The following is a 21,579-nucleotide window of genomic DNA, read 5'->3' as shown; positions in this document are numbered from 1 at the left end:
ACAGAGGACTTCATGAGCGAACAACCCCACGAAGAAGCCCATACCGGCCCCATCAAAAACCCCAAGCATCTGCTCCTGGCCGTCTTCTTCTCTTTTGTGGTTCCCGTGTTCGTGATCATCGGTCTGGTCAAGTTCGTCACCTCCGCCGAGACCACCGGAGCCGGTGTAGGCCACGCCGAACTGTCCAAGGCCCAGCGCCTGCAAAAAGTGGGCTCTGTGGAACTGCGCGATGCCAACCGCCCTCTGCGTGCCGGCGAAGAGGTTTACAAAGGCCAGTGTGCGGCTTGTCACGCCACCGGCGCTGCCGGTGCACCCAAGTTTGAAGATGCTGCCGCCTGGGGCCCGCGCCTCAAGCAAGGGCTTGAAGCGCTGGTCCACTCCGCCTTGGCCGGCAAAGGCGCCATGGCCGCCCAGGGTGGCGGCGAATTCAATGACATCGAGATCGCGCGTGGCGTGGTTTACATGGCCAATGCCGCCGGCGCCAAGTTTGCCGAGCCTCAGGCTGGAGGCAACGCCGCCCCTGCAGCCGATGCAGCACCAGTCACTGCCGCAGCTCCCGCTGCCGAGCCGGTGGCCGCAGCACCCGTCGCTGAAGCGGCACCGGCTGTTGCCGTGGCTGCAGCACCTCCGGCGGCAGGCAATGTGGGCAAGGATCTGTATGACAAGACTTGCGTCACCTGCCACAGCAGCGGCATTGCCGGCGCACCCAAGTTTGGCGACAAGGCCTCCTGGGCGCCGTTTATCGCCCAGGGCATGGACACCATGGTGGCCAAGGCCACCAAGGGCGTGAATGCCATGCCACCCAAAGGCGGCTCCACCGCTTCGGATGCCGATTTCAAGGCCGCCATTCAGTACATGGTGGATGCCGCCAAATAATCAGCGCCTCCCGCCGGCAATTGCGCATTGCCGGCTTTTTTATTGAAAATTACAGTCAAACAAGGCTACAGCCCTGGTTCACCAAGCGTCAACCGCTATCAAAACAGGTGTCTCAGGCTTGTGCCAGCTGCGGACTGGGCACAAAACCGAACCGCGCCGGCAGTTGCGCGGCCTGCTCGATCTGCGGCTCGGCCAACCAGCCACGCTCCATGGCCGTGGCCGCATCCAGCATATCCTGGGTGTGCACCAGACCCAGGCCCTGGGGCAGCGCCAGATACAACTGACCCAGCTCATCCATCAGCACCTGTTCGATATCGGCGGCCTGCAGCACCTGGCCGGTATGGCTGCGCAGCTGCAGCCCCTCGTCGGTGCAGTGCAGACGCCAGATCCAGGGCGTGGCTTCCAGCTCCACATAAACGCGCTGCGGGCCATTCTGAAAAAACCAGCGGCCGTCGCCCTGAGCCAGATCGGCCATGTAGTTGCGGCCTATAAAGTCCATCAGCTTTTCATGCTGTACCAGCGAACCTCGGGTACCACTCACGCCGCTGGCAAATGCGCCACAGGCCTGGGCCTGCTCATCGCGCAGCCACCACTGACCGCGTGCATCCAGACCCAGCCAGCCATAGCAGGCGGGCACATTCGGCCATTTGGCCATGGCCTGCTTCACGATATCGTCCATGGGTGTCTCTACTCCTTGCCGGTTTTCTGATCTGTTAACTGCTGCTCCAGCCAGTCTGCCACGGCTTGGGGCATGGCCAGCACATGACCGGGCCAGCGCCCGCTGGCAAAACCCACATGACCGCCATGCAAAGGCCGCCACAAATGTATGCATTCACTTACTTCGGATGCCTTTGGCAGACTGTCTTCGGGCACGAAAGGATCGTTGCGCGCATTGAGCAGCAGCATGGGCAGGCGCACCCTCTTGAGCAGCGGCTTGGCCGAAGCGCGGCACCAGTAATCCTCGGCGTCCTTGAAGCCATGCACCGGGGCGGTGAACACATCATCGAAGGCGCGCAAATCCCTGGCGCGCAACAGCGCGTCCTTGTCGAACAGGCCGGGCGATTTTTCCCATTTCCCTAGCGCCTTGGGCACCAGTGTGCGCAAAAACATGCGGGTATAGAGCCAGCGGTTCAAACCCTTGCCCAGACGGTTGCCGCCGGCGGTCAAATCAAGCGGCGCACAGACCACGGCGGCGGCACGGATCCAGTCTTTGGCCTGCTCTTGCTGCAAGGCGGCCCAGCAGGCCAGCGCATTGCCGCCCAGCGAGACACCCATGGCCAGCATGTCGCCAGCGGCGCGCAGCTTCATGCGGGCCAGAACCCAGGCTATCTCGTCCGCATCCCCTGAGTGATAGGCACGCGGCAGGCGATTGGGCTCGCCGCTGCAGCCCCGGAAATGCGGCACGGCCAGCTGCCAGCCTTTGGCGGCACATACCTGGGCCATGGCTTGCGGGTAGTGGCTGGAGGACGAGCCCTCCAGCCCATGAAACAGCACCAGCAAAGGCGCAGCGCTAGCTGCCGGCACAGCCAAAAAATCTACATCGACAAAATCGCCATCGGGAGTCTCCCAGCGCTCGCGCCGCCAGGGCAAGGCAGCTTGCGCACCCAGGCTGCGCCGCGCCACCAGCGCCGACCAAATGGTTTGTAGATGGCCGCCGGGCAGCCACCAGGGGGCTCGAAAATTTTGCATCAGCCCCTGTCCAGCCAGGCCTTGAGCTCTGGCTGCAAGGCATTTTTCTGTGCCGAACGCCATACCAGCTCCGGCGGCGCCACATGAATGCCAGCGGGCGCCTGGTTCAAGGCGGCATCCACCAGCCTGGCCACATGCACGGCGCGCACGGGCCGTTCAGTGCTCGGCACCATATAGCTCCAGGCGGAGAACAGCATTTGCGCCACGCTCTGCAAGAAATCAGCGGGCGCGGGCCGGGGCGCTTCCATGGCCGAACGCACAAAGATCAGCCGCTCGAACCCCAGCGCCGCCACCTCATGCTCATCCAGATTGGCCAGCCCGTGCTTGACGGCCTCGGGCAAGCGTCCCATTTCGTGGGGCAGCACCACGGCCAGGCTCTTGACGCCACAGCCGTGCATCCAGCGCGCCACGCCGCCCAGCTGTTGCGGCTGGGGCGTCCACAGCGCACGCTCGCGTTGGTAGAAGGCGCGCGGCGGCTCAAACATGATCACCCCCACATCGGCCACCACCTGCGGCCACCGGCTCAGCTCATTGCCCGGCACCTGCAGCAGCTGCATGCCGCGCACAGCCTCTATATAGGGCGACTGGGCCAGCACCTGCACTTGCGCATAGCTTTGCCCGCCCACCAGGCGGTTGAGCACTTCATTGCCCAGCGAGCCCGTGGCGCCGGCCAGCAGCATGCGCGGCCCGGCAGGCATTGCAACCGTGGGGCGTGAGGCGGCGCGCAGAGCATCCATGGGAGAGACAGCGGTCATGACGGCAATGCTAGCTTGTTCAAGGTCGGCCTTGGGCGCGCGGTCGGCCTGCCGCCGCTGCCATCGCCTCATGCCAGGCCATATGCTATTGTTTGCTCTCTTTTATCGTGAATGGATGAACCCATGAAACGCTGGCTGCTCTTGTTCGCAACAATGGTGTCGCTGCTCACCCTGCACGGTTGCGGCTACAACGATTTCCAGCGCCTGGATGAAAAATCCAAGGCCGCCTGGAGCGAGGTGCTCAACCAGTACCAGCGCCGCGCAGACCTGGTGCCCAACATCGTGGCCACGGTCAAGGGCGAAGCCAGTTTCGAACAGGACACGCTGACCAAGGTGATCGAGGCCCGCTCCAAAGCCACCTCCATCCAGGCCACGCCCGAGCTGATCAACAACCCCGAAGCCTTCAACAAATTTCAGCAGGCACAAGGCGAGCTGTCCAGCGCCCTCTCGCGCCTGATGGTGGTCTCCGAGCGCTATCCGCAGCTGCAGGCCAACCAGGGCTTCCGCGATTTGCGCGTGACGCTGGAAGGCACGGAAAACCGCATCACCGTGGCCCGCAACGAATACATAGGCACGGTCCAGGCCTATAACGTGCTGGCGCGCAGCTTTCCGACCAATCTGACCGCCAAGGTGTTCGGCTACGCCGTCAAGCCCAATTTCACGGTGCAAAACGAAGCCGAAATCTCCAGCCCGCCCAAGGTGGACTTCTCCGCACCTGCGGCACCGGCTGGCAGCAAGTAACTGGCCATCCATAGGCAAACTCTGTGTCAAACATGCCTATGATGCGCTTGTGGCATGCGCTGGCAGCTATTGTTTTTGCATGGCTGTGGCTGCTGCCCGGCCACGCACAAACCAGCCAGGCCCCCAGCACCCAGCTTCAGCCCGTACCCGCGCTCACGGCCCGCGTGCTGGATCAGACCCAGACGCTGAGCGAAAGCGAGCAGCAATCGCTGAGCCAGAAGCTCAAGGCGCTGGAAGACAGCACGGGCGCGCAGGTGGTGGTGCTCATGGTCCCCACCACGGCACCGGAAGACATTGCCGCCTACGCCTGGCGCGTGGCCAGCAGCTGGAAGATCGGCCGCATGGACATAGGTGACGGCGTGCTCATCCTGGTGGCCAAGAACGACAGACGCATGCGCATCGAGGTGGCACGCAAGCTGGAAGGGGCGATTCCCGACCTGCAGGCCAGCCGCATCATCGACAACGCCATGAAGCCGAAATTCCGCGCCAACGACTACGCGGGCGGCCTCTCGGATGCGATTGACCAGATGGGCATGCTGATTCGCGGCGAGAACCTGCCGGCTCCAGCGCCACGGCCCTCCTCCTCGTCGAGCACGCCGTTCAGCGACTATGCGGAATTCCTCCTGCCTCTGCTGTTCTTTGGCTTTCCCATAGGCATTGCCGTTGCGCGCGCCATTTTTGGGCGCTTTCTGGGATCGCTGGTGGTGGGTGGCGTGGCCGGTCTGGCCGCCTATTTTTTCACCACCAGCTTGCTGATTGCGGGTTTTGCCGCCTTTCTGGGCCTGATCTTCACCCTGCTCTCCAACCTCTCGCGCGGTGGAGGCGGTGGCGGGCCTTACATCAGCAGTGGCGGCGGTGGTGGCGGCTGGAGCTCAGGCAGCAGCGGCGGTGGCGGCTTCAGCTCGGGTGGCGGCGGCAGCTTTGGTGGCGGCGGCGCCTCGGGGGATTGGTGAGATGAGCACTATTTTTCATCGCCTGGCAAGGCTGGTACGCCATCGCTGGGCCGAGCGGCAACTCAATCAGGCCCTGCCGGTTGCCGTGCTGGCAGAGCTGGAACAGCTGATTGCCCAAAGCGAGCTGCGCCACACCGGCCAGGTGCGCATCTGCGTGGAGGCGGGCCTGCCCTGGAGCTATATCTGGGAGCATGCCACGCCACGCCAGCGCGCCATCTCGCTTTTCAGCAAGCTGCGCGTCTGGGATACGGAGCACAACAATGGCGTGCTGATTTATTTGCTGATGGCCGACCATGCCATCGAAATCGTGGCCGACCGGGCATTGCATCGCACCATGGGCCAGGAGCAGTGGCAAACGCTGATCAGCGATATGCGCTCGGCCTTCCAGGGCGGTCACTATGCCGCGGGCCTGCGAGGCGCACTGGAGCGCGTCAGCCGCCAGCTCGAAGAACGCTTTCCCCGTCTGCCGGGCAGCAGCACTGCAGCACAGGATGGACTGCCCGACAGGCCCGTGGTCGAGCGCCATCTACCAGGCTAACAAGTTATCAAATTCAATAGCTGCCAGCGCAATACACACAATGGCTTCAGGCCATTCAAGCCTGAAACAAGCCCAGCAGATGGCGTCCGTAAGGCGAGCATAGCCACAGCACGGCCGCCACATTGATCAGCACCACCAGCCAGAACAAGGCCTGAAAGCGGGCCTTGCTGGATTTGTGTCGCAGCCATTGCTGGGCCAGCACGGCACCTGGCCAGCCACAGGCCAGGGCCAGGGTCTGCAAGGTTTTTTCCGGCGTGCGCCAGCGGCCTTGCTGCGCCGCCCATTTGTCCTGCCAGTAAGCCATGAAGGTCAGCAGGCTCATGCCGCCATAGGCCAGCCAGATCAGGCGCGGAACGCCCCATTGCACAGCGGCCAACAGCATCAGCCCCAGCCAGAGCAGCAAAGCGCCATAGCTCCAGCGGCTGGGTATGCGCAAGGTGCCCGCAGCTGCGGCCTGGCGCGAGCTGTTGCGTTCAGCGGCGCGCTGCGCACGCTGACGAGACGGGGTTGGGCTGGCGAAGGTGGTGCGGCTACCTGCACGAGCGCCCGATGCATTCAAGCGCCAGAGCACCTGCTGCGCCCGCTTTTTGCCGGCATCCATTCCCACGCCAAACAGCAGACGCTGGCCTGTTTGCGGGCGCTGGTCGGCCGGCGGACGCGGCTCAAAAGCGCTGATGTGCACAAAGACGCGCTCGCCACCCTCATCGGCCTCTATCCAGCCAAAGCCGCGCTCGTCATTCCATTGCGCCAAGGTTCCGCTGTAGCGCATGCACGCACTCCACTGGTTCAAAGCGCCGGATTGTCGCAAATCAACGACCAGCTGCCAATCCAGCCACCGCCCTCGGCGGCTTGCGCCACAATTCGTGGTTTGCTCCGAACACCGGCCGACTGTGATAGCGTCGTGGCGGCAACGATTTACCGACGAAAGCACCAACATGAAGAAATCTCTGTTCTCTCTCGCCATCATCGGCTCGGCTCTGGCACTGAGCGCTTGCTCGTCCATCAGCCCCCGGGGCGCTGCAACGCCCGAGGAATACGACTACGCTTTGAGCTGCAAGCTCAAGGTCGATGATCCCAAGAAGTGCGAAGCCCAGATCCGCAATCTGTGCCCCGCTCCCGCCAAGGCCGTGACGCACAAGTCACGCACGGTCGATCCGATCGACAATTCCGTGGTCTATGTGTACCAGGCCAGCTGCAACTGAGCTGCCAAACAGCTAAACCCAAGGGCTTGAAGGAGAAACACCTTCAAGCCCTTTTCTTTTGTGCATCAACAGCTATTTAATCAATAGCAGTACAAGCATAAAAAAAGCCACCAGAGCTGGTGGCTTTTTGGCATCCGCACAAAGCCGAGCCTTGTGCGAAAGCAATCAACGCTTTTGGCGGAACTTGCGCAGAGCAGCGATCTGAGCAGCCATGACGGCCAGCTCGGATTGGGCCTTGGCCAGATCCAGCTCGCTCTTGGCGTTCTTCAGGGCTTCCTCGGCAGCAGCCTTGGCCTTTTGCGCCTTTTCGTCGTCCAGATCCTTGCCGCGGATGGCGGTGTCGGACAGCACGGTCACGCAGTTGGGTTGCACTTCCAGAATGCCGCCGGCAACGAAGACAAACTCTTCCTTGCCATCGGGCATCTCGATGCGAACCGAACCCGGCTTGATGCGGGTGATCAGCGGTGTGTGGCGGGGATAAATGCCCAACTCGCCCGCTTCACCGGGCAAGGCGACAAAGCGCGCTTCACCGGAGAAGATGGACTCTTCGGCACTGACCACATCAACGTGGATGGTGTTCATCTTGGCTCCTTGGAAAAGGTGGGAATCTGGGCTTCAGGTGTACAGGCAGGAGACGCTTGCGCGCCTCTTGCCCGTGTTTCACCTTAGGCGGCCAGCTTCTTGGCCTTCTCGAAGGCTTCGTCGATGGTACCAACCATGTAGAAGGCCTGCTCGGGCAGGTGATCGGCTTCGCCGGCGCAGATCATCTTGAAACCACGGATGGTTTCGGCCAGAGCCACGTACTTACCAGGAGCGCCAGTGAACACTTCGGCCACATGGAAAGGCTGCGACAGGAAACGCTGGATCTTGCGAGCGCGGGACACGGTGAGCTTGTCTTCAGGAGCCAGCTCGTCCATGCCCAGAATCGCGATGATGTCACGCAGTTCCTTGTAGCGCTGCAGCGTGCCCTGCACTTGGCGGGCCACGGTGTAGTGCTCTTCGCCCACCACTTGGGGATCCAGCTGGCGGCTGGTGGAGTCCAGAGGATCCACAGCGGGGTAGATACCCAGCGAAGCGATGTCACGGGACAGCACGACGGTGGAGTCCAAGTGAGCGAACGTCGTAGCAGGCGAAGGATCGGTCAAGTCATCGGCAGGCACGTAAACGGCTTGGATGGAAGTGATCGAACCGACCTTGGTGGACGTAATACGCTCTTGCAGCTTGCCCATTTCTTCAGCCAGGGTAGGCTGATAGCCCACGGCGGAAGGCATACGGCCCAGCAGAGCGGACACTTCGGTACCGGCCAGTGTGTAGCGGTAGATGTTGTCCACGAAGAACAGCACGTCCTTGCCTTCGTCACGGAAAGCTTCAGCCATGGTCAGGCCGGTCAGCGCAACGCGCAGACGGTTTCCTGGGGGCTCGTTCATCTGACCGTACACCATGGCAACCTTGGAGTCGCCCAGCGACTCTTGGTTCACCACGCCGGCGTCCGACATTTCGTGATAGAAGTCGTTACCTTCACGGGTACGCTCGCCCACACCAGCAAACACCGACAGACCACCGTGGCCCTTGGCAATGTTGTTGATGAGTTCCATCATGTTCACGGTCTTGCCCACACCGGCGCCACCGAACAGGCCCACCTTGCCGCCCTTGGCGAAAGGAGAGATCAAGTCGATCACCTTGATGCCGGTTTCCAGCAGTTCTTGCGAAGGCGACAGTTCGTCGTACGCAGGAGCCTTGCGGTGGATAGGGGCCGTCAGGGTCTGGTCCACGTCGCCACGTTCGTCGATGGGGTTACCCAGCACGTCCATGATACGACCGAGAGTCGCCTTGCCCACGGGCACGGTGATGGGGTTGCCGGTGTTGGTCACCATCAGACCGCGCTTGATGCCGTCCGAAGAACCCAGGGCAATGGTACGCACCACGCCGTCGCCCAGCTGTTGCTGAACTTCCAGGGTCAGGGCCGAACCTTCCAGCTTCAAGGCGTCATACACCTTGGGCACCTGGCCGTGAGCGAACTCCACGTCCACCACGGCGCCGATACATTGAACAATCTTGCCTTGTACTTGAGCCATTCTTTGCTCCAATCTGTTTGTTTGTTAAAGCCGTTTACACAGCGGCGGCGCCTGCCACGATTTCCGACAATTCGGTCGTAATCGCTGCCTGACGCGTCTTGTTGTAGACCAGCTTCAACTCACCAATGACACTGCCAGCGTTGTCGGTTGCGGCCTTCATGGCCACCATGCGCGCCGATTGCTCGGACGCCATGTTTTCCGCCACTGCCTGGTACACGAGGGATTCCACGTAACGAACCAGCAGTTCGTCAATGACGCTTTGGGCGTCAGGCTCGTAGATGTATTCCCAGGTTGCACCCGTCTTCTCGGCTTGCAATTTTTCGGACGACAGTGGAAGCAATTGCTCCACCACCGACTCTTGCTTCATGGTGTTGATGAACTTGGTGTACGAGAGGTACACAGCGTTCAGCTTGCCTTCAGCGTATTGATCCAGCAGCACCTTGACCGGCCCGATCAGCTTGTCGAGATGGGGCGTGTCACCCAGGCCTGTAGCGTGGGAGACCACCTTGGCACCGACGCGGTTCAGGAAACCCAGTCCCTTGCCGCCGATGGCCACTGCTTCTGTCGAAACACCCGCATCCTGCAGCTCGCGCAACTTGGTCGTGACGACACGCAACACGTTTGTGTTCATGCCGCCGCACAAGCCCTTGTCGGTCGTCACTACGATGACGCCGGCCTTCTTGGCATCGTTCACTTGCATGAACGGATGCACATATTCAGGGTTGGCTTGACCAAGGTTGGCTGCAATGTTGCGGATTTTTTCGCTGTATGGACGGGCAGCCAGCATCCGTTCCTGCGCCTTGCGCATTTTGGATGCAGCCACCATTTCCATGGCTTTGGTGATCTTCTTGGTGTTTTCCACCGATTTGATCTTGCCGCGTATTTCCTTACCTGCTGCCATGATGGCTCCTCGTCCGGATTAAGCGAACGACTTCTTGAACGCAGCAACAGCCGCGGTCAATTCAGCTTCGTCCTTGCCTTCCTTGTCGAAAGCACGTTTTTCGTTCAGGCGGTCCAGCAGGGCACCGTGGCTGGTCTTCAGGAACTGGTGCAGACCAGCTTCGAAGGCCAACACTTGCTTGACTTCGATGTCGTCCATGAAACCCTTGTTCACGGCAAACAGCGATGTACCCATCAAGGCGGTAGACAGAGGGCTGTACTGAGCTTGCTTGAGCAATTCAGTCACGCGGGCACCACGGTCCAGTTGCTTGCGGGTTGCTTCGTCCAGATCGGAAGCGAACTGCGCGAACGCAGCCAGTTCACGGTACTGAGCCAAGTCGGTACGGATACCGCCGGACAGGCCCTTGACCAGCTTGGTCTGAGCAGCACCACCCACGCGCGACACCGAGATACCGGCGTTGATAGCGGGACGGATACCGGCGTTGAACAGGCTGGTTTCCAGGAAGATCTGACCGTCGGTGATCGAAATCACGTTGGTAGGCACGAAGGCAGACACGTCACCGGCTTGGGTTTCGATGATAGGCAGAGCGGTCAGAGAACCGGTCTTGCCCTTCACGGCGCCCTTGGTGAAGGCTTCCACGTAGTCGGCGTTCACGCGAGCGGCGCGTTCGAGCAGACGGCTGTGGAGATAGAACACGTCGCCGGGGAAAGCTTCGCGGCCTGGTGGGCGGCGCAGCAGCAGCGATACTTGACGGTAAGCCACGGCTTGCTTGGACAGATCGTCATAAACGATCAGTGCGTCTTCGCCACGGTCACGGAAGTATTCGCCCATCGTGCAGCCGGAGTAGGCAGACACGTACTGCATGGCAGCAGATTCGGAGGCGGTAGCAGCCACGACGATGGTGTATTCCATCGCGCCAGCTTGCTCCAGAGCGCGCACCACGTTCTTGACCGAAGAAGCCTTTTGGCCGATCGCAACGTAGATACAGGTAACGCCCTGACCCTTTTGGTTGATGATGGCGTCGATAGCCACGGCAGTCTTGCCGGTCTGACGGTCACCAATGATCAGTTCGCGCTGACCACGGCCCACGGGCACCATGGAGTCGATGGACTTGATACCGGTTTGCAGAGGCTGATCCACGGATTGACGTGCGATCACACCAGGCGCAACCTTTTCGATCACGTCGGTCATCTTGGCGTTGATGGGACCCTTGCCGTCGATAGGCTGACCCAGAGCATTCACCACACGGCCGACCAGTTCGGGGCCCACGGGCACTTCCAGAATACGGCCCGTGCACTTGACGGTAGCGCCTTCGGAGATGTGCTCGTAAGCACCCAGGATCACGGCGCCAACGGAGTCGCGTTCCAGATTCAGAGCCAGACCATAGGAAGGTTGGCCATCGGCGCCTGCGGGGAATTCCAGCATTTCGCCAGCCATCACGTCGGACAGGCCGTGCACGCGCACGATACCGTCGGTAACCGACACTACAGTGCCTTGATTACGGACGTCAGTGCTTGCAGCCAGCCCTTCGATGCGGCTCTTGATCAATTCAGAAATTTCTGCGGGATTGAGTTGCATGACTCTTTCCTTCTTTCTTGTGTTTAGCCGAGACCTCAAGCGCGCATTACGCGGTGAGGGCCGCTTTCATTTGTTCCAGACGGGCTTTGACGGAAGTGTCCAGCACTTCGTCGCCCACCACGACGCGAACGCCACCGATCAGCGATTCTTCCAGCTTCACAGTGAGGTTCAGCTTGCGGCCAAAGCGCTTTTCCAGCGAAGCGCCCAGCTCGGCCAGCGCTGCATCCTCAATGGGGAAAGCGCTGAACACCACGGCGTCCGAAGAGCCGCTCTTGCTGTTCACGAGGCTGCGGAACTGAGCTGCCACTTCAGGCAGCACGTCCAGACGGCCGTTTTCGAGAACTACGCGCAGGAAATTGTGCGCAGTCTCGGGCAATGCCGACTTGGCGACACCCGCGATGACATCGAACACCTGAGTCTTCGACACATTGGGGCTGTCAGCCAGTTGGCGCAATTGCGGATTGGCGGCAATCGCCGCCAATTCCTCCACCCAGGCGACAGTGCTGCTCAAGTCTGCGCCCTTGTCGGCGCAGGCTTTGAACAATGCTTCGGCGTAAGGGCGGGCAATGGTGGCGAGTTCGGCCATTTTTGCGGTTCCTTACAGCTCTGTCTTCAGGCGGTTCAGCAGATCAGCGTGGATGCCGGCATTCACTTCCTTGCGGAGGATTTGCTCGGCGCCCTTCACAGCCAATGCAGCCACTTGCTCACGCAGGGCTTCACGGGCAGCAATGGCTTGCTGTTCAGCTTCGGCGCGGGCAGCAGCAACAATCTTGTTGCCTTCTTCTGACGCACGGGCCTTGGCCTCTTCGATGATGGCCTGGGCGCGGCGCTCGGCGTCCGCAAGCCGCGATGCTGTTTCGTTGCGCGTCTGGCTCAGTTCCTGCTCGACACGCTTGTTAACAGCGGTCAGCTCGGACTTAGCCTTGTCGGCAGCAGCGAGGCCATCGGCGATTTTCTGGGCTCGCTCATCCAGTGCCTTCGCAATCGGGGGCCACACGAACTTCATCGTGAACAGCACCAGGATCAGGAAAACAATGGCCTGAACGAACAGGGTCGCGTTGATACTCACGGCAACACCTTTCTATTTAGGGCGTTGAACGGAGCTTAGGCCACCAGTTGGAAGGGGTTGGCAAAAGCGAACAGCAGAGCGATAGCCACGCCGATCAGGAAGGCGGCGTCGATCAGACCAGCCAAGATGAACATCTTGGTTTGCAGTTCGTTGATCAGCTCAGGCTGACGTGCCGAGGATTCCAGGAACTTGCCACCCATCAGGGCGATACCGATAGAAGCGCCGATAGCGCCCAGACCAACAATCAGACCGCAAGCCAGAGCGACGAGACCGAGAACGTTTTCCATGATGACTCCTAGAGATGAAGGGAAAGTGAAAGTGAAAGGGAAAGGTCAGTGAGCTTCATGTGCTTGGCCGAGATAAATCAGCGTCAGCATCATGAAAATGAAGGCTTGCAGGGTAATCACCAAGATGTGGAAGATCGCCCAGATCGTGCCTGCAATGATGTGCCCCACGGGGAGCAACACACCAGAGAGCGACATAGCCGCCGCACCACCCATCAGGGCAATCAGCATGAACACCAGCTCACCAGCGTACATGTTGCCGAACAGTCGCATACCGTGCGAAACCGTCTTGGCAACGTATTCAATAATCTGCATCAGCAGATTGACCACGCCCAGGATCAGGGCGAAGACAGGATTCTTGGAGGTGCCGAACGGTGCGGACACCAGTTCGTGCGCCCAGCCGCCCAGGCCCTTGATCTTGACGCTGTAGTACAGGCACAGGATCAGCACGGCAGTCGACAGGCCCAGCGTGGTGGACAGGTCGGCCGTAGGCACGACACGCAGATAAGCGTGAGAGTCAGCAGTAGCGCCTTGCCACAGCACAGGCAGCAGGTCCACGGGCAGCATGTCCATGGCGTTCATCAGGAAAATCCAGACAAACACGGTCAGCGCCAGAGGAGCGATGAATTTGCGAGATTCGGCGTTGTGGATATTGGCCTTGGCTTGGTTATCCACCATTTCAACCAGCATTTCCACGGCAGCCTGGAAGCGGCCAGGAACACCGGAAGTCGCCTTGCGGGCAGCCAGCCAGAGCACAAAAATGCCCAGCAGACCCAGAATGCCAGCTACTGCGATGGAGTCGTAGTTGATAACTGAGAAATCGATGACGGACTTCTGCTTGATGTTTTGCAGGTGTTGCAAGTGGTGAACGATGTATTCACTTGCAGTTGGGGCGTGCGCATCAGCGGCCATCGTCAACTCTTTTCTTAAGCTTCAGTTTTTCGAACACCGGATCGCACCAACAGCGCAATCCAATACGTTTTCATTACAACAATCAAGCCGGCCAGCAAAGCCAACCAGCTCAGGTTGGGAACCAACTTGGGCGCTGCAGCCAACATGGCAATGCAGAGCACCAGCTTGACCAGTTCCCAGCCAAAAATTCTGACCATGGCGCTTCCGGCGTCTCCCGGACGCTGGCGGGCCATGCCTCTCGCAAACAATGCTGCCGGGATCACCACGGCCAGCGCGCCATAAGCCGCCGACCAACCCACGGAAGCACGCCCTGTCACCAGCCACGCGATCAACGCCACCACAGCGCCGACCACCGCCTGAACCCAGACGATGCGCCACACCGAGACCTGCGGGAAGCGCTGGCGCCATGCCGAGGCTTCTTGTGCAGTCAGGGGCTTGAAATCGTCGACTTCAACCTCATCCTGTAGCTCAGTGGCGCTATTTTTCATTGATTTCTCTGGTGCCACCAAGCTGCAAGAACCGGACTAGACTTTTTAACAAAGCCTCTGATTATAAGTAAAAACCCCTGCCGAGCGATAGGGGTTGTTACTGTCATGCATAAAAGCATACATACACCGCGTTTCGTGTCGCTGATGACCAACAAATGTCGCCAGCGGCGTCTAAACGGGCGCAAGTGTGCACTGAAATGCATTACGGATTGCCCTGAAATTCCGGCAAATTTCAAGGGCTTTTGGCCGTTGACGACCGTCAATAGGCGCACACAGCGCAGGCTACAGGGGCAGCAAGCACAATGGACGCCAATATTTTTGTCCTGCGCAGCGCTTGCCTTGCGCCATACAGATAACAACTCACGGAATCCATCCTATGAGCGACACCACACCGAACACCCCGACTCCCGCTGCCGGCGAGAGCGTTGAAGACTCCCGCAAGGACTCGCTGATCGAGTACCCGTCCCAGTTCCCCATCAAGGTCATGGGCCTCAAGGACGAGCACTACGTAGGCGAGATCACCAAGATTGCCGAGCAGTTCGATCCTGACTTCGATGCCAGCAGCATTGAGCTGCGCCCCAGCGCCGGCGGCAAATACCTGGGCGTGACCATCACCGTCACGGCCACCAGCCGCGAACAGCTGGACAACCTCTACCGCGCACTCACCTCTCACCCGCTGGTGAAGGTGGTGCTGTGATCGACGCGGCAGTCGCTCACAGCACACCCGCCGACCTCAGCCCCCCCGAGCCCATGGATCTGCGCATCCTGGGCCGCACGGGCTATGAAAGCACGGTCGCAGCCATGCAGGAATTCACGCGCACGCGCAATGCGGCTACGCGTGATGAGCTATGGATTTGTGAGCATACTCCGCACTTCACTCAAGGGCTTGCAGGCAAAGTCGACCATTTGCTGCAGCCCGGAGACATTCCCGTAGTGGCCACCAATCGTGGCGGGCAGGTGACTTATCACGGCCCGGGCCAGGTGGTGGCCTATCCGCTGCTGGATCTGCAGCGCACCGGCTATTTCGTCAAGGAATACGTGTACCGCCTGGAAGATGCCGTGATCCGCACCCTGGATCACTTTGGCGTGACCGGCCACCGCGTGGCGGGAGCTCCCGGCATTTATGTGCGCCTGGATGACCCGCGCAGCCATGCCATCCTGGAGCAGCGCCCGCAACACCGCGAGCCGGGCAGCCCTGCACCCGAGCCGCATTTCGAGGGCCTGGGCAAGATTGCAGCCCTGGGCATCAAAGTGAGCCGCCACAGCACCTACCACGGAGTGGCCTTCAATGTCGACATGGATTTGGAACCTTATTTGCGAATCAACCCTTGCGGATATGCAGGACTGAAGACAGTGGACCTTTCTACAATCGGCATCAAGACAACCTGGGATGAGGCCGCGCACGTGCTTGGCCACCAGCTGCAAAAACGGCTATCCCCGTAGAGGCAAGATCATGAGCACCAACGAAGTCGTGCGCGAAGCGCAGTCCGCCGAAAACTACAACCCGCTGGCCAAGCAAAAGGCTGCCGCCAAGCTGGCGCGCATCCCCGTGAAGGTGGAGCAGGCTGAAGTTCTCAAGAAACCCGAGTGGATCCGCGTCAAGGCGGGCAGCCCCAGCACGCGTTTTTACGAAATCAAGGACATTCTGCGCAAGAACAATCTGCACACCGTGTGCGAGGAAGCCAGCTGCCCCAACATCGGCGAATGCTTTGGCAAGGGCACGGCCACCTTCATGATCATGGGTGACAAGTGCACGCGCCGCTGCCCGTTCTGCGACGTGGGCCACGGCCGTCCCGATCCGCTGGATGTGAACGAGCCGTTGAATCTGGCGCGCACCATTGCTGCGCTGCGCCTGAAATACGTGGTGATCACCAGCGTGGACCGCGACGACCTGCGCGACGGTGGCTCCGGCCACTTTGTGGAATGCATCAAGAACATCCGCGAACTCTCTCCCACCACGCAGATCGAGATTCTGGTGCCCGATTTCCGCGGCCGCGACGATCGTGCGCTTGAGATTCTCAAGTCGGCTCCACCCGATGTAATGAACCACAACCTGGAAACCGCGCCCCGTCTGTACAAGGAAGCGCGTCCCGGCTCGGACTACCAGTTCTCGCTGAACCTCTTGAAGAAGTTCAAGGAACTGCACCCCGATGTGCCCACCAAGAGCGGCATCATGGTCGGCCTGGGTGAAACCGACGAAGAAATCCTGCAAGTGATGCGCGATATGCGTGCCCACAACATCGACATGCTGACCATCGGCCAGTATCTGTCGCCCACCAACAGCCATCTGCCGGTGCGCCGCTATGTGCACCCGGACACCTTCAAGATGTTCGAAGAAGAGGCCTACAAAATGGGCTTTTCCCACGCGGCCGTGGGCGCCATGGTGCGCTCCAGCTACCACGCCGACCAGCAGGCCCATGCCGCTGGCGTGTGATTGCAGACGCTCCATAAAAAAGCAGCCCACGCGGCTGCTTTTTTATTGCCAGATCGGCTGCTATCGCTTAATGCACAAGCGCAAGCAGCTATGGTTTTGATTGCACTAGCGCTTCCACCAGCGCCGGCGTCAAATAATGCGGCCCGTCAAACACCAGCACCGGCCAGCCCGCATAAAACGAGAGCTGGGCGCGCAGCTCCTGCGCCGTGGCACTGCGGAAATGCCCGGCGCCATCGGGCCTGAAGGCCTCTGCAATCACCTTCAGCCGCTGCCAGCCCACGGCATCAGCCAGCGCCAGCGCATAGCGCGCCGCCGTGGCAGCACTGCGGGTGTGCAGACCCACGCCATCCTGAAAGAACAGCCCCACATCCGGCGGCAGCCAACGCTTGACCCAGCGGGCAAAAGCCTTGGGCCCCAGATTGCTGTTGTCGTATGCGCTGACCCACAGCGGGCGCGGCAGATTCTGCAGGCTCTCGGCCAGGCGACTCACCTCCTTCCAGCTGGGGTCAGACTCCACCGGAAAATACCAGCCCACTGGCTGAAAAGGCAGGGCTTCCTTGGCCAGCCGGGCCGAAGCCTGCGCCAGCAGCTCTACCCGGCGGCGCGCACGCGGCTCGTCGTAATCTCCGACTAGGCCGGCAATAATGCTTTGCGCCCAGGGCTGGCCGGGCAGGCTCTCCAGCGCGGGCGTGCGCCACAGCTTGCCGCTGCCATCATCGGTAGCCAGCCACTGGATCAGCAGCGTTTGAATACCCAGGCGCTGCCACTCGCCCTTGGGCCTGGACGTGGCGTTATCGGGCTGCCAGACCATGCCTGAAACCTTGACCGGCGGCATGGGCGGCGCTCTCTGGGCTATGCCTAGGCTGGGCAGCAGCAAGGCAGCAGAGACTGCGGTTCTACGTGTGTACAAGTGAGGGCCTTCTCAGTAATACCAGGAGGCACGGGCGACCAGCCCGCTGGCTCTGTCATCGCCCCCCATGCGCACACGATACTGCACGGTGAAATCCACCCAGGAGCGACCCGCATGTGTGCGGTCTTCACGCAACCAGCGCCTCAGGCTCACGCCCACACCGACGCTGCCGGCCCCGGTGCGCCTGTAGCTGCTGTTGTACTCGGCAGCCGCCACGCCATAACCCCACAGCCCCCAGTTGCCAGAATCCGAACCACGCAGCCGCCACTGCGGGCCGTAACGCAGCTCGCCCGTGGCGTATTTTTCGCCCGATTGCAGATAGCGCCCGGCCTCCAGATACAGATCGCCAGTCATCCAGCGCTCGCGGTTCACCGGGCCATACATGTCCTTGGTGTAGGAGTACGCGGCGCGCAACAGCCAGTCATTGCGGCTGGCTGCACCCAGCTTTTGCCAGCGCTCCGCCGCCACGATCAGGTTCTGGCTGCCAAAAGGCTTGGCGCGAATCCCCAGCGCCAGCTGCGATGACTCAGGCCCCGTAGCCTCTTGCGGTGCAGCACGCAGATTGCCCATGTAACGGCCATACAGATCGACAAACGTGCCGTCGCCACGCAGTTGCTGCGGCCGCCAGAACACCTCGCCCACGGTCTGCAGGCTGCGATAGCCGCTCGAACCGCTTTGCCCACCCGGCAAGGTGCTGCCGCGGCTGCTGAAAACCCCGGCCGAGCTGCCCCACTGCCGATCCAGATCGCCCACGGCAAGGCGCACATCCTGACGCTGCTGGGACGTGAAGCGGATCTGCCCGGTATCGGCGCTGTCGAGAGCCGCCACATGGCGGCGTACGGCGGCACGGCTGTCGCCCACATGCTCGGCGGCAAATGCCGCATCTTCAAGTTGAGCCGCTGGCAGCGCATGCCCCTGCTCGGCCGCGGTGTAGAAATCGGCTTCGGCCTGCTTGTCGCCCGCAGTATGGGCGATCTGGGCCAGTTCGGCAGGCTTCAAGCCGGAGTCCTGGCCCGCCATGGCCTGCAAGGCCTGCTGCGCCTGGGTGCGAGCCACATCGCCCTGCCCCTGGCCTTGCAGCGCCGCAATCAGCAGCTGCCAGCAAGCGCCTTTGGCGGGCTGCAGCTTCAGCAATGTCTGGGACAAGCTCTGCACCTGCGGCCACTGCTGCAGCCGCGCCGCCGCATAAGCAGCATTGGCCAAGCCGTTTTCAATATCAAATGCATAGCTGGCTGTGCAGACTGCCTCTGCATTGCAGCTCAAATCGGGCGCTGGCATGGACAGTTGGAAAGAGAGGCCAGATTGCAAGAGCTGCAGGCGCACTGCCGCGTCTTGGGCCGCATTCTCGGCAGACATAGTCTGCAATTGCCGGGCCCACTCACGTCCTTGTGCCAGCTGCCCGGCTGCCAGTGCCGTATCCGCCCCCTGGCGCAACAGGCCGGCCCGCGCATCGGCACTCAGACCGGAAGCGCTGCTCAGCGTCTGATCAAGCACCTGCAGCGCCTGCACGTCCTGGCCTTGCTGCAACAATGCATAGGCTTTGGCTTGCAGCAGAGCGGACTGATTTGGATGGATTTGCAGGCCTGCATCCACCTCGCTCCAGCGCTGAGCGCTCAACAGCAAGCGGGCCTGCAGCACATGCCAGGGCAAGGGCTGGGGATTGAGCTGCAAAGCCTGACGGATGAGAGCGACCGCCGCATCCACTTGCTCAGGCTGCTGCGCCTTGGCATATGCCTGCTGGGCCAGGGCCTGGGCGCGCCGGGCTTTCTCTTGAGCAGCGCTGGCCGCATTGGCGGCATCTACCGTCGCCCGCGCCTGCTCTTCCAACGCCTGCAGACGTGGCACATCGGGGCGCAGGCGGCGTGCGGCCCGAGCCTCTTGCAAGGCATGGACATAGTCGCCCTTGGCATAGGCCTTGTAGGCACGGTCGGCATGCTGCCAGGCCGCGCCCGTGAGAGCGCGTTCCTGCGCCTGCACGCCGGCCGCGCTGCCTAACAGAGCGACAAAAATGGCCGACATCAGCGCCGGCATAGGTCCGCGAGTTCTCTCTGTCATTCACCCTCCTCCTCAGACGGTTTGAGTCGCGCTCTTTGCTGCTCCAGCAAAGCCTTGTCGAGCTGCTCTGGCGTCACCAAACCCTGGAGCACCAGATGGCCACCCAGGCGCCCATGGCGGGCTGCGTCATAAGAGTCCAAAACCTGGTCCAGTGCCTCGCGGCTGAGATCCCCCTGATAGATCAGGCAGTCGCCCAGCAAAGCGGCCGACGCACCGCCCTCTTCCTCGGCCATCCCGCTCAACTGGCGCAAACCTGCGGCAATGTCGCCCTCACGTACCACCAGCTGACGCAAGGGGCGCTTCAAGCGCGCTTGCAGCTGCGCCTGTACGGTCTCGGGCAAGACCGAGGCCACCGCCACATGCAGGGCGCTTTCATCGCTGCTGGCCAGCGGCAACATGCGCCAGCGAATCATGTCTCGCGCCGGCAGCAGACTCAGGTCGATACGCTCCTGGCCATCGGTCAGATGCAGTCGCGGCAGATCGGCCTGATAGGCCCGGGCTTCCGCCAGCAGGTCCTCATCCACCCAGCCGTTCTGGAGCAGCACCTGGCCCAGCAGCGTACCGCCGGTCTGGGCCTGCTGCTCCAGAGCAGCATCCAGCGTTTCGGCATCAATCGCCTGCCAGCTTTTGAGCAGATCGCCCAGATGCTGTTTCTGCTCTGCCAGCTGCTCCACCGTGGGGAAGTCGTGCATGGTCTTGTCCCAGACCAGCTTGCTGCCAAAGAGCTTGTGGCTCAGATACTGCTTCCAGGCGCGGCCTGCGGCTGCGGCATTGATGAAGTTGCCCACCACCATGCGCGGAATGGACAGCAGCGCATGCACGCCGCCATAGATACGGCCCACAAAATAAGCGCGCTGCGCCATGCGCAACAGTAAGGCCATGAAGTTCAGCGCAATCACCACCTGCACCCAGTGCGCCAGCGACTGGATGGGAGGCAGGCCGTCACTCCACCAGCCCATGACACCCAACAGCGCCAGCAACATGTAATTGAAAAAAATCAGATACGCAGCAATCGCCACAAAGGCCGTGATCAGGCCTTTGCGGTCCCGGAACAACAGGTATTTGACGGCGGCATTGCCCTGCCAGCCCACCTGCTCCCAGCCTTGCAGACCTATGCCCAGCGTCCAGCGCGCTTTTTGTCTGTAGGCCGTGCGAAAAGTATTGGGAAAGAACTCGCGCACGCCCAGCGGCATGGTGATCTCGATCTGCTTTTCCTTGCCCGTCCAGCCTTTGCGCTTGACACGGTACTGCACCGGGAACTTGCCAAAAATCTGCCGCATGCCCATGCGCGCCAGACGCGTGCCCACGTCGTAATCCTCGGTCAGCGTATCGGGGTTGAAGGGTTGGCCATCCGTTTCGGCAATCAGCGCCAGCATGGCTTTGCGCGAGAAACAAGTGCCGACGCCGGCCGAAGGCACCATGCCACTCATGCTCTCGCGCACCACCAGATCCTTGGCGTGCCATTCGGCAAACTCATCCATGTAAACGCCGGCCACCCATTCATTCCAGTTGCGCTCCAGCGAGGTCACGGGCAGCTGGATGAAGTCGATGCGCGGCAGCAGGTAGTTGAAGTATTTGAGTTCCAGCGGGTGCAGCACATCCTCGCTGTCATGCAGCACCATGCCGGCAAACTCTATGCCGCGCTTGTGCGCGGTCTGCTCAATGCTTTGCACAATCGAGTTCAGGCAATCGGCCTTGCAGGTGGGGCCGTCATGCGGCACCTGCACCCGTACCAGCTGCTTGTAGCGGCGGCGCATGCGCTCCACCTCGTCGATCGTGCGCTGGTCGTTGGGGTAAGTACCCACAAAGACCATGAACTCCCGATATTCCAGCGTGGCCACCATGTTCTCGATCATGGAGGCGATGACGTCGTGCTCCTGCCAGGCCGGCACCATGATGGCAATGGGCTTTTCGGGCACGGAGCGCAGCTGCGCAGGCGTGAGCGCCGTGTGCAAAGGCTTGACGCGCAGATGGCGCCAGATTTCGCGAATCCAGTACCTGGCGTCAATGAACAGATCGTCGATGCTGGAGATCAGCACCACCACGGCGACAAAGGCCGTGGCGATCTCCAAAGCACGGTAGTTGGCGCTGAAAAAGTCGGAAAACGGCTGCATCTCCA

24 protein-coding genes are annotated in these 21,579 nt (G+C 61.1%); 8 read left to right on the top strand and 16 right to left on the bottom strand.

The genetic code is table 11. The annotated features are described in order from the left end of the window. Window positions 1-12 precede the first annotated feature (12 nt). On the top strand, window positions 13-876 hold the full coding sequence (locus ACNAZA_RS10245) for a c-type cytochrome (protein ID WP_415796487.1): 864 nt from the start codon (window positions 13-15) through the stop codon (window positions 874-876). Window positions 877-988: 112 nt separating this feature from the next. Here the strand turns inward: ACNAZA_RS10245 and ACNAZA_RS10240 are convergent, their stop codons facing one another. The 3 genes from ACNAZA_RS10240 to ACNAZA_RS10230 are packed head-to-tail and all read right to left on the bottom strand — an operon-like array spanning window position 989 to window position 3,320. Further along, window positions 989-1,555: a DUF2946 family protein gene (locus ACNAZA_RS10240; protein WP_415796486.1), complete on the bottom strand. Its 567-nt coding sequence runs from the start codon at window positions 1,553-1,555 to the stop codon at window positions 989-991. An 8-nt stretch (window positions 1,556-1,563) separates the two neighbouring features. After that, a complete protein-coding gene (locus ACNAZA_RS10235; RefSeq protein ID WP_415796485.1) occupies window positions 1,564-2,565 on the bottom strand; it encodes a YheT family hydrolase in 1,002 nt (333 codons plus the stop codon). Beyond that, the gene (locus tag ACNAZA_RS10230; RefSeq protein WP_415796484.1) at window positions 2,565-3,320 is read right to left on the bottom strand and encodes a Rossmann-fold NAD(P)-binding domain-containing protein; all 756 of its coding nucleotides are present in this window, start codon (window positions 3,318-3,320) and stop codon (window positions 2,565-2,567) included. The genes ACNAZA_RS10235 and ACNAZA_RS10230 overlap by 1 nt, the downstream gene beginning before the upstream one ends. Before the next feature lie 123 nt (window positions 3,321-3,443). Between ACNAZA_RS10230 and ACNAZA_RS10225 the strand changes: the two genes are divergently transcribed. The 3 genes from ACNAZA_RS10225 to ACNAZA_RS10215 are packed head-to-tail and all read left to right on the top strand — an operon-like array spanning window position 3,444 to window position 5,552. Beyond that, window positions 3,444-4,061 carry a LemA family protein gene (locus ACNAZA_RS10225; protein ID WP_415796483.1) on the top strand — a complete coding sequence of 206 codons (618 nt, stop codon included), beginning with the start codon at window positions 3,444-3,446 and terminating at the stop codon, window positions 4,059-4,061. A 32-nt stretch (window positions 4,062-4,093) separates the two neighbouring features. Further along, window positions 4,094-5,014, top strand: coding sequence for a TPM domain-containing protein (locus tag ACNAZA_RS10220; RefSeq protein ID WP_415796558.1), 921 nt, complete (start codon window positions 4,094-4,096; stop codon window positions 5,012-5,014). A gap of 1 nt (window position 5,015) precedes the next feature. Continuing rightward, window positions 5,016-5,552: a TPM domain-containing protein gene (locus ACNAZA_RS10215; RefSeq protein ID WP_415796482.1), complete on the top strand. Its 537-nt coding sequence runs from the start codon at window positions 5,016-5,018 to the stop codon at window positions 5,550-5,552. A gap of 55 nt (window positions 5,553-5,607) precedes the next feature. On the opposite strand, the gene ACNAZA_RS10210 is transcribed toward ACNAZA_RS10215, so the two are convergent. Then, window positions 5,608-6,321 (bottom strand): DUF1294 domain-containing protein, encoded by a 714-nt coding sequence (locus tag ACNAZA_RS10210; RefSeq protein WP_415796481.1) that lies wholly within the window; start codon window positions 6,319-6,321, stop codon window positions 5,608-5,610. Between the two features lie 166 nt (window positions 6,322-6,487). Between ACNAZA_RS10210 and ACNAZA_RS10205 the strand changes: the two genes are divergently transcribed. Further along, the gene (locus ACNAZA_RS10205; RefSeq protein ID WP_120965922.1) at window positions 6,488-6,754 is read left to right on the top strand and encodes a hypothetical protein; all 267 of its coding nucleotides are present in this window, start codon (window positions 6,488-6,490) and stop codon (window positions 6,752-6,754) included. A 165-nt stretch (window positions 6,755-6,919) separates the two neighbouring features. Here the strand turns inward: ACNAZA_RS10205 and ACNAZA_RS10200 are convergent, their stop codons facing one another. The 9 genes from ACNAZA_RS10200 to ACNAZA_RS10160 form a co-directional block, all read right to left on the bottom strand. Further along, window positions 6,920-7,336 (bottom strand): F0F1 ATP synthase subunit epsilon, encoded by a 417-nt coding sequence (locus ACNAZA_RS10200; RefSeq protein WP_120965920.1) that lies wholly within the window; start codon window positions 7,334-7,336, stop codon window positions 6,920-6,922. An 83-nt stretch (window positions 7,337-7,419) separates the two neighbouring features. Next, a complete protein-coding gene (gene atpD, locus ACNAZA_RS10195) occupies window positions 7,420-8,829 on the bottom strand; it encodes a F0F1 ATP synthase subunit beta (RefSeq protein ID WP_120965918.1) in 1,410 nt (469 codons plus the stop codon). Between the two features lie 34 nt (window positions 8,830-8,863). Then, complete coding sequence (gene atpG / locus ACNAZA_RS10190) at window positions 8,864-9,730, bottom strand: F0F1 ATP synthase subunit gamma (RefSeq protein ID WP_415796480.1); 867 nt, start codon at window positions 9,728-9,730, stop codon at window positions 8,864-8,866. An 18-nt stretch (window positions 9,731-9,748) separates the two neighbouring features. Then, window positions 9,749-11,308, bottom strand: a complete 1,560-nt coding sequence (gene atpA / locus ACNAZA_RS10185) for a F0F1 ATP synthase subunit alpha (protein ID WP_120965914.1) — start codon at window positions 11,306-11,308, stop codon at window positions 9,749-9,751. A gap of 46 nt (window positions 11,309-11,354) precedes the next feature. Next, on the bottom strand, window positions 11,355-11,894 hold the full coding sequence (locus ACNAZA_RS10180; RefSeq protein ID WP_120965912.1) for a F0F1 ATP synthase subunit delta: 540 nt from the start codon (window positions 11,892-11,894) through the stop codon (window positions 11,355-11,357). A gap of 12 nt (window positions 11,895-11,906) precedes the next feature. Further along, window positions 11,907-12,377: a F0F1 ATP synthase subunit B gene (locus ACNAZA_RS10175; RefSeq protein WP_120965910.1), complete on the bottom strand. Its 471-nt coding sequence runs from the start codon at window positions 12,375-12,377 to the stop codon at window positions 11,907-11,909. Between the two features lie 35 nt (window positions 12,378-12,412). After that, entirely contained in the window at window positions 12,413-12,664 is a 252-nt protein-coding gene (gene atpE / locus ACNAZA_RS10170; protein WP_003059376.1) for a F0F1 ATP synthase subunit C, read from the bottom strand. Between the two features lie 45 nt (window positions 12,665-12,709). After that, window positions 12,710-13,573, bottom strand: coding sequence for a F0F1 ATP synthase subunit A (gene atpB / locus ACNAZA_RS10165; RefSeq protein WP_120965908.1), 864 nt, complete (start codon window positions 13,571-13,573; stop codon window positions 12,710-12,712). Window positions 13,574-13,587: 14 nt separating this feature from the next. Beyond that, window positions 13,588-14,061, bottom strand: a complete 474-nt coding sequence (locus ACNAZA_RS10160) for an ATP synthase subunit I (RefSeq protein ID WP_415796557.1) — start codon at window positions 14,059-14,061, stop codon at window positions 13,588-13,590. A 376-nt stretch (window positions 14,062-14,437) separates the two neighbouring features. On the opposite strand from ACNAZA_RS10160, the gene ACNAZA_RS10155 reads away from it, so the two are divergent. The 3 genes from ACNAZA_RS10155 to lipA are packed head-to-tail and all read left to right on the top strand — an operon-like array spanning window position 14,438 to window position 16,495. After that, window positions 14,438-14,758 (top strand): YbeD family protein, encoded by a 321-nt coding sequence (locus ACNAZA_RS10155; RefSeq protein ID WP_120965905.1) that lies wholly within the window; start codon window positions 14,438-14,440, stop codon window positions 14,756-14,758. Between the two features lie 53 nt (window positions 14,759-14,811). Further along, a complete protein-coding gene (lipB, locus tag ACNAZA_RS10150) occupies window positions 14,812-15,504 on the top strand; it encodes a lipoyl(octanoyl) transferase LipB (RefSeq protein ID WP_415796556.1) in 693 nt (230 codons plus the stop codon). Window positions 15,505-15,514: 10 nt separating this feature from the next. After that, window positions 15,515-16,495, top strand: a complete 981-nt coding sequence (gene lipA / locus ACNAZA_RS10145; RefSeq protein WP_415796479.1) for a lipoyl synthase — start codon at window positions 15,515-15,517, stop codon at window positions 16,493-16,495. Window positions 16,496-16,583: 88 nt separating this feature from the next. On the opposite strand, the gene ACNAZA_RS10140 is transcribed toward lipA, so the two are convergent. Genes ACNAZA_RS10140 through ACNAZA_RS10130 form a run of 3 tightly spaced genes read right to left on the bottom strand, consistent with a single transcriptional unit; the run spans window position 16,584 to window position 21,574 of the window. Further along, window positions 16,584-17,405: an alpha-amylase family protein gene (locus ACNAZA_RS10140; protein WP_415796478.1), complete on the bottom strand. Its 822-nt coding sequence runs from the start codon at window positions 17,403-17,405 to the stop codon at window positions 16,584-16,586. 12 nt (window positions 17,406-17,417) lie between these two features. Next, window positions 17,418-19,460 (bottom strand): NfrA family protein, encoded by a 2,043-nt coding sequence (locus ACNAZA_RS10135; RefSeq protein WP_415796477.1) that lies wholly within the window; start codon window positions 19,458-19,460, stop codon window positions 17,418-17,420. Next, entirely contained in the window at window positions 19,457-21,574 is a 2,118-nt protein-coding gene (locus ACNAZA_RS10130) for a glycosyl transferase family protein (RefSeq protein WP_415796555.1), read from the bottom strand. Before ACNAZA_RS10130 ends, ACNAZA_RS10135 begins: the two co-directional genes overlap by 4 nt. Window positions 21,575-21,579: the final 5 nt, after the last annotated feature.

The organism is Comamonas aquatilis (assembly GCF_965139575.1).
Classification (GTDB): domain Bacteria; phylum Pseudomonadota; class Gammaproteobacteria; order Burkholderiales; family Burkholderiaceae_C; genus Comamonas; species Comamonas aquatilis.
Note: the sequence above shows the minus strand (reverse complement) of the source record. Positions and strands in the feature narration are given on the sequence as shown.

Coding starts and splice junctions, on each gene's coding strand:
- atpB (WP_120965908.1), bottom strand. CDS start 13,573: ATGGCCGCTGATGCGCACGCCCCAACTGCAAGTGAATACATCGTTCAC.
- ACNAZA_RS10220 (WP_415796558.1), top strand. CDS start 4,094: ATGCCTATGATGCGCTTGTGGCATGCGCTGGCAGCTATTGTTTTTGCA.
- ACNAZA_RS10240 (WP_415796486.1), bottom strand. CDS start 1,555: ATGGACGATATCGTGAAGCAGGCCATGGCCAAATGGCCGAATGTGCCC.
- ACNAZA_RS10210 (WP_415796481.1), bottom strand. CDS start 6,321: ATGCGCTACAGCGGAACCTTGGCGCAATGGAATGACGAGCGCGGCTTT.
- ACNAZA_RS10245 (WP_415796487.1), top strand. CDS start 13: ATGAGCGAACAACCCCACGAAGAAGCCCATACCGGCCCCATCAAAAAC.
- atpA (WP_120965914.1), bottom strand. CDS start 11,308: ATGCAACTCAATCCCGCAGAAATTTCTGAATTGATCAAGAGCCGCATC.
- lipA (WP_415796479.1), top strand. CDS start 15,515: ATGAGCACCAACGAAGTCGTGCGCGAAGCGCAGTCCGCCGAAAACTAC.
- ACNAZA_RS10205 (WP_120965922.1), top strand. CDS start 6,488: ATGAAGAAATCTCTGTTCTCTCTCGCCATCATCGGCTCGGCTCTGGCA.
- ACNAZA_RS10180 (WP_120965912.1), bottom strand. CDS start 11,894: ATGGCCGAACTCGCCACCATTGCCCGCCCTTACGCCGAAGCATTGTTC.
- ACNAZA_RS10200 (WP_120965920.1), bottom strand. CDS start 7,336: ATGAACACCATCCACGTTGATGTGGTCAGTGCCGAAGAGTCCATCTTC.
- ACNAZA_RS10155 (WP_120965905.1), top strand. CDS start 14,438: ATGAGCGACACCACACCGAACACCCCGACTCCCGCTGCCGGCGAGAGC.
- ACNAZA_RS10160 (WP_415796557.1), bottom strand. CDS start 14,061: ATGAAAAATAGCGCCACTGAGCTACAGGATGAGGTTGAAGTCGACGAT.
- atpD (WP_120965918.1), bottom strand. CDS start 8,829: ATGGCTCAAGTACAAGGCAAGATTGTTCAATGTATCGGCGCCGTGGTG.
- ACNAZA_RS10230 (WP_415796484.1), bottom strand. CDS start 3,320: ATGACCGCTGTCTCTCCCATGGATGCTCTGCGCGCCGCCTCACGCCCC.
- ACNAZA_RS10215 (WP_415796482.1), top strand. CDS start 5,016: ATGAGCACTATTTTTCATCGCCTGGCAAGGCTGGTACGCCATCGCTGG.
- atpE (WP_003059376.1), bottom strand. CDS start 12,664: ATGGAAAACGTTCTCGGTCTCGTCGCTCTGGCTTGCGGTCTGATTGTT.
- ACNAZA_RS10235 (WP_415796485.1), bottom strand. CDS start 2,565: ATGCAAAATTTTCGAGCCCCCTGGTGGCTGCCCGGCGGCCATCTACAA.
- atpG (WP_415796480.1), bottom strand. CDS start 9,730: ATGGCAGCAGGTAAGGAAATACGCGGCAAGATCAAATCGGTGGAAAAC.
- ACNAZA_RS10225 (WP_415796483.1), top strand. CDS start 3,444: ATGAAACGCTGGCTGCTCTTGTTCGCAACAATGGTGTCGCTGCTCACC.
- ACNAZA_RS10130 (WP_415796555.1), bottom strand. CDS start 21,574: ATGCAGCCGTTTTCCGACTTTTTCAGCGCCAACTACCGTGCTTTGGAG.
- ACNAZA_RS10135 (WP_415796477.1), bottom strand. CDS start 19,460: ATGACAGAGAGAACTCGCGGACCTATGCCGGCGCTGATGTCGGCCATT.
- lipB (WP_415796556.1), top strand. CDS start 14,812: ATGGATCTGCGCATCCTGGGCCGCACGGGCTATGAAAGCACGGTCGCA.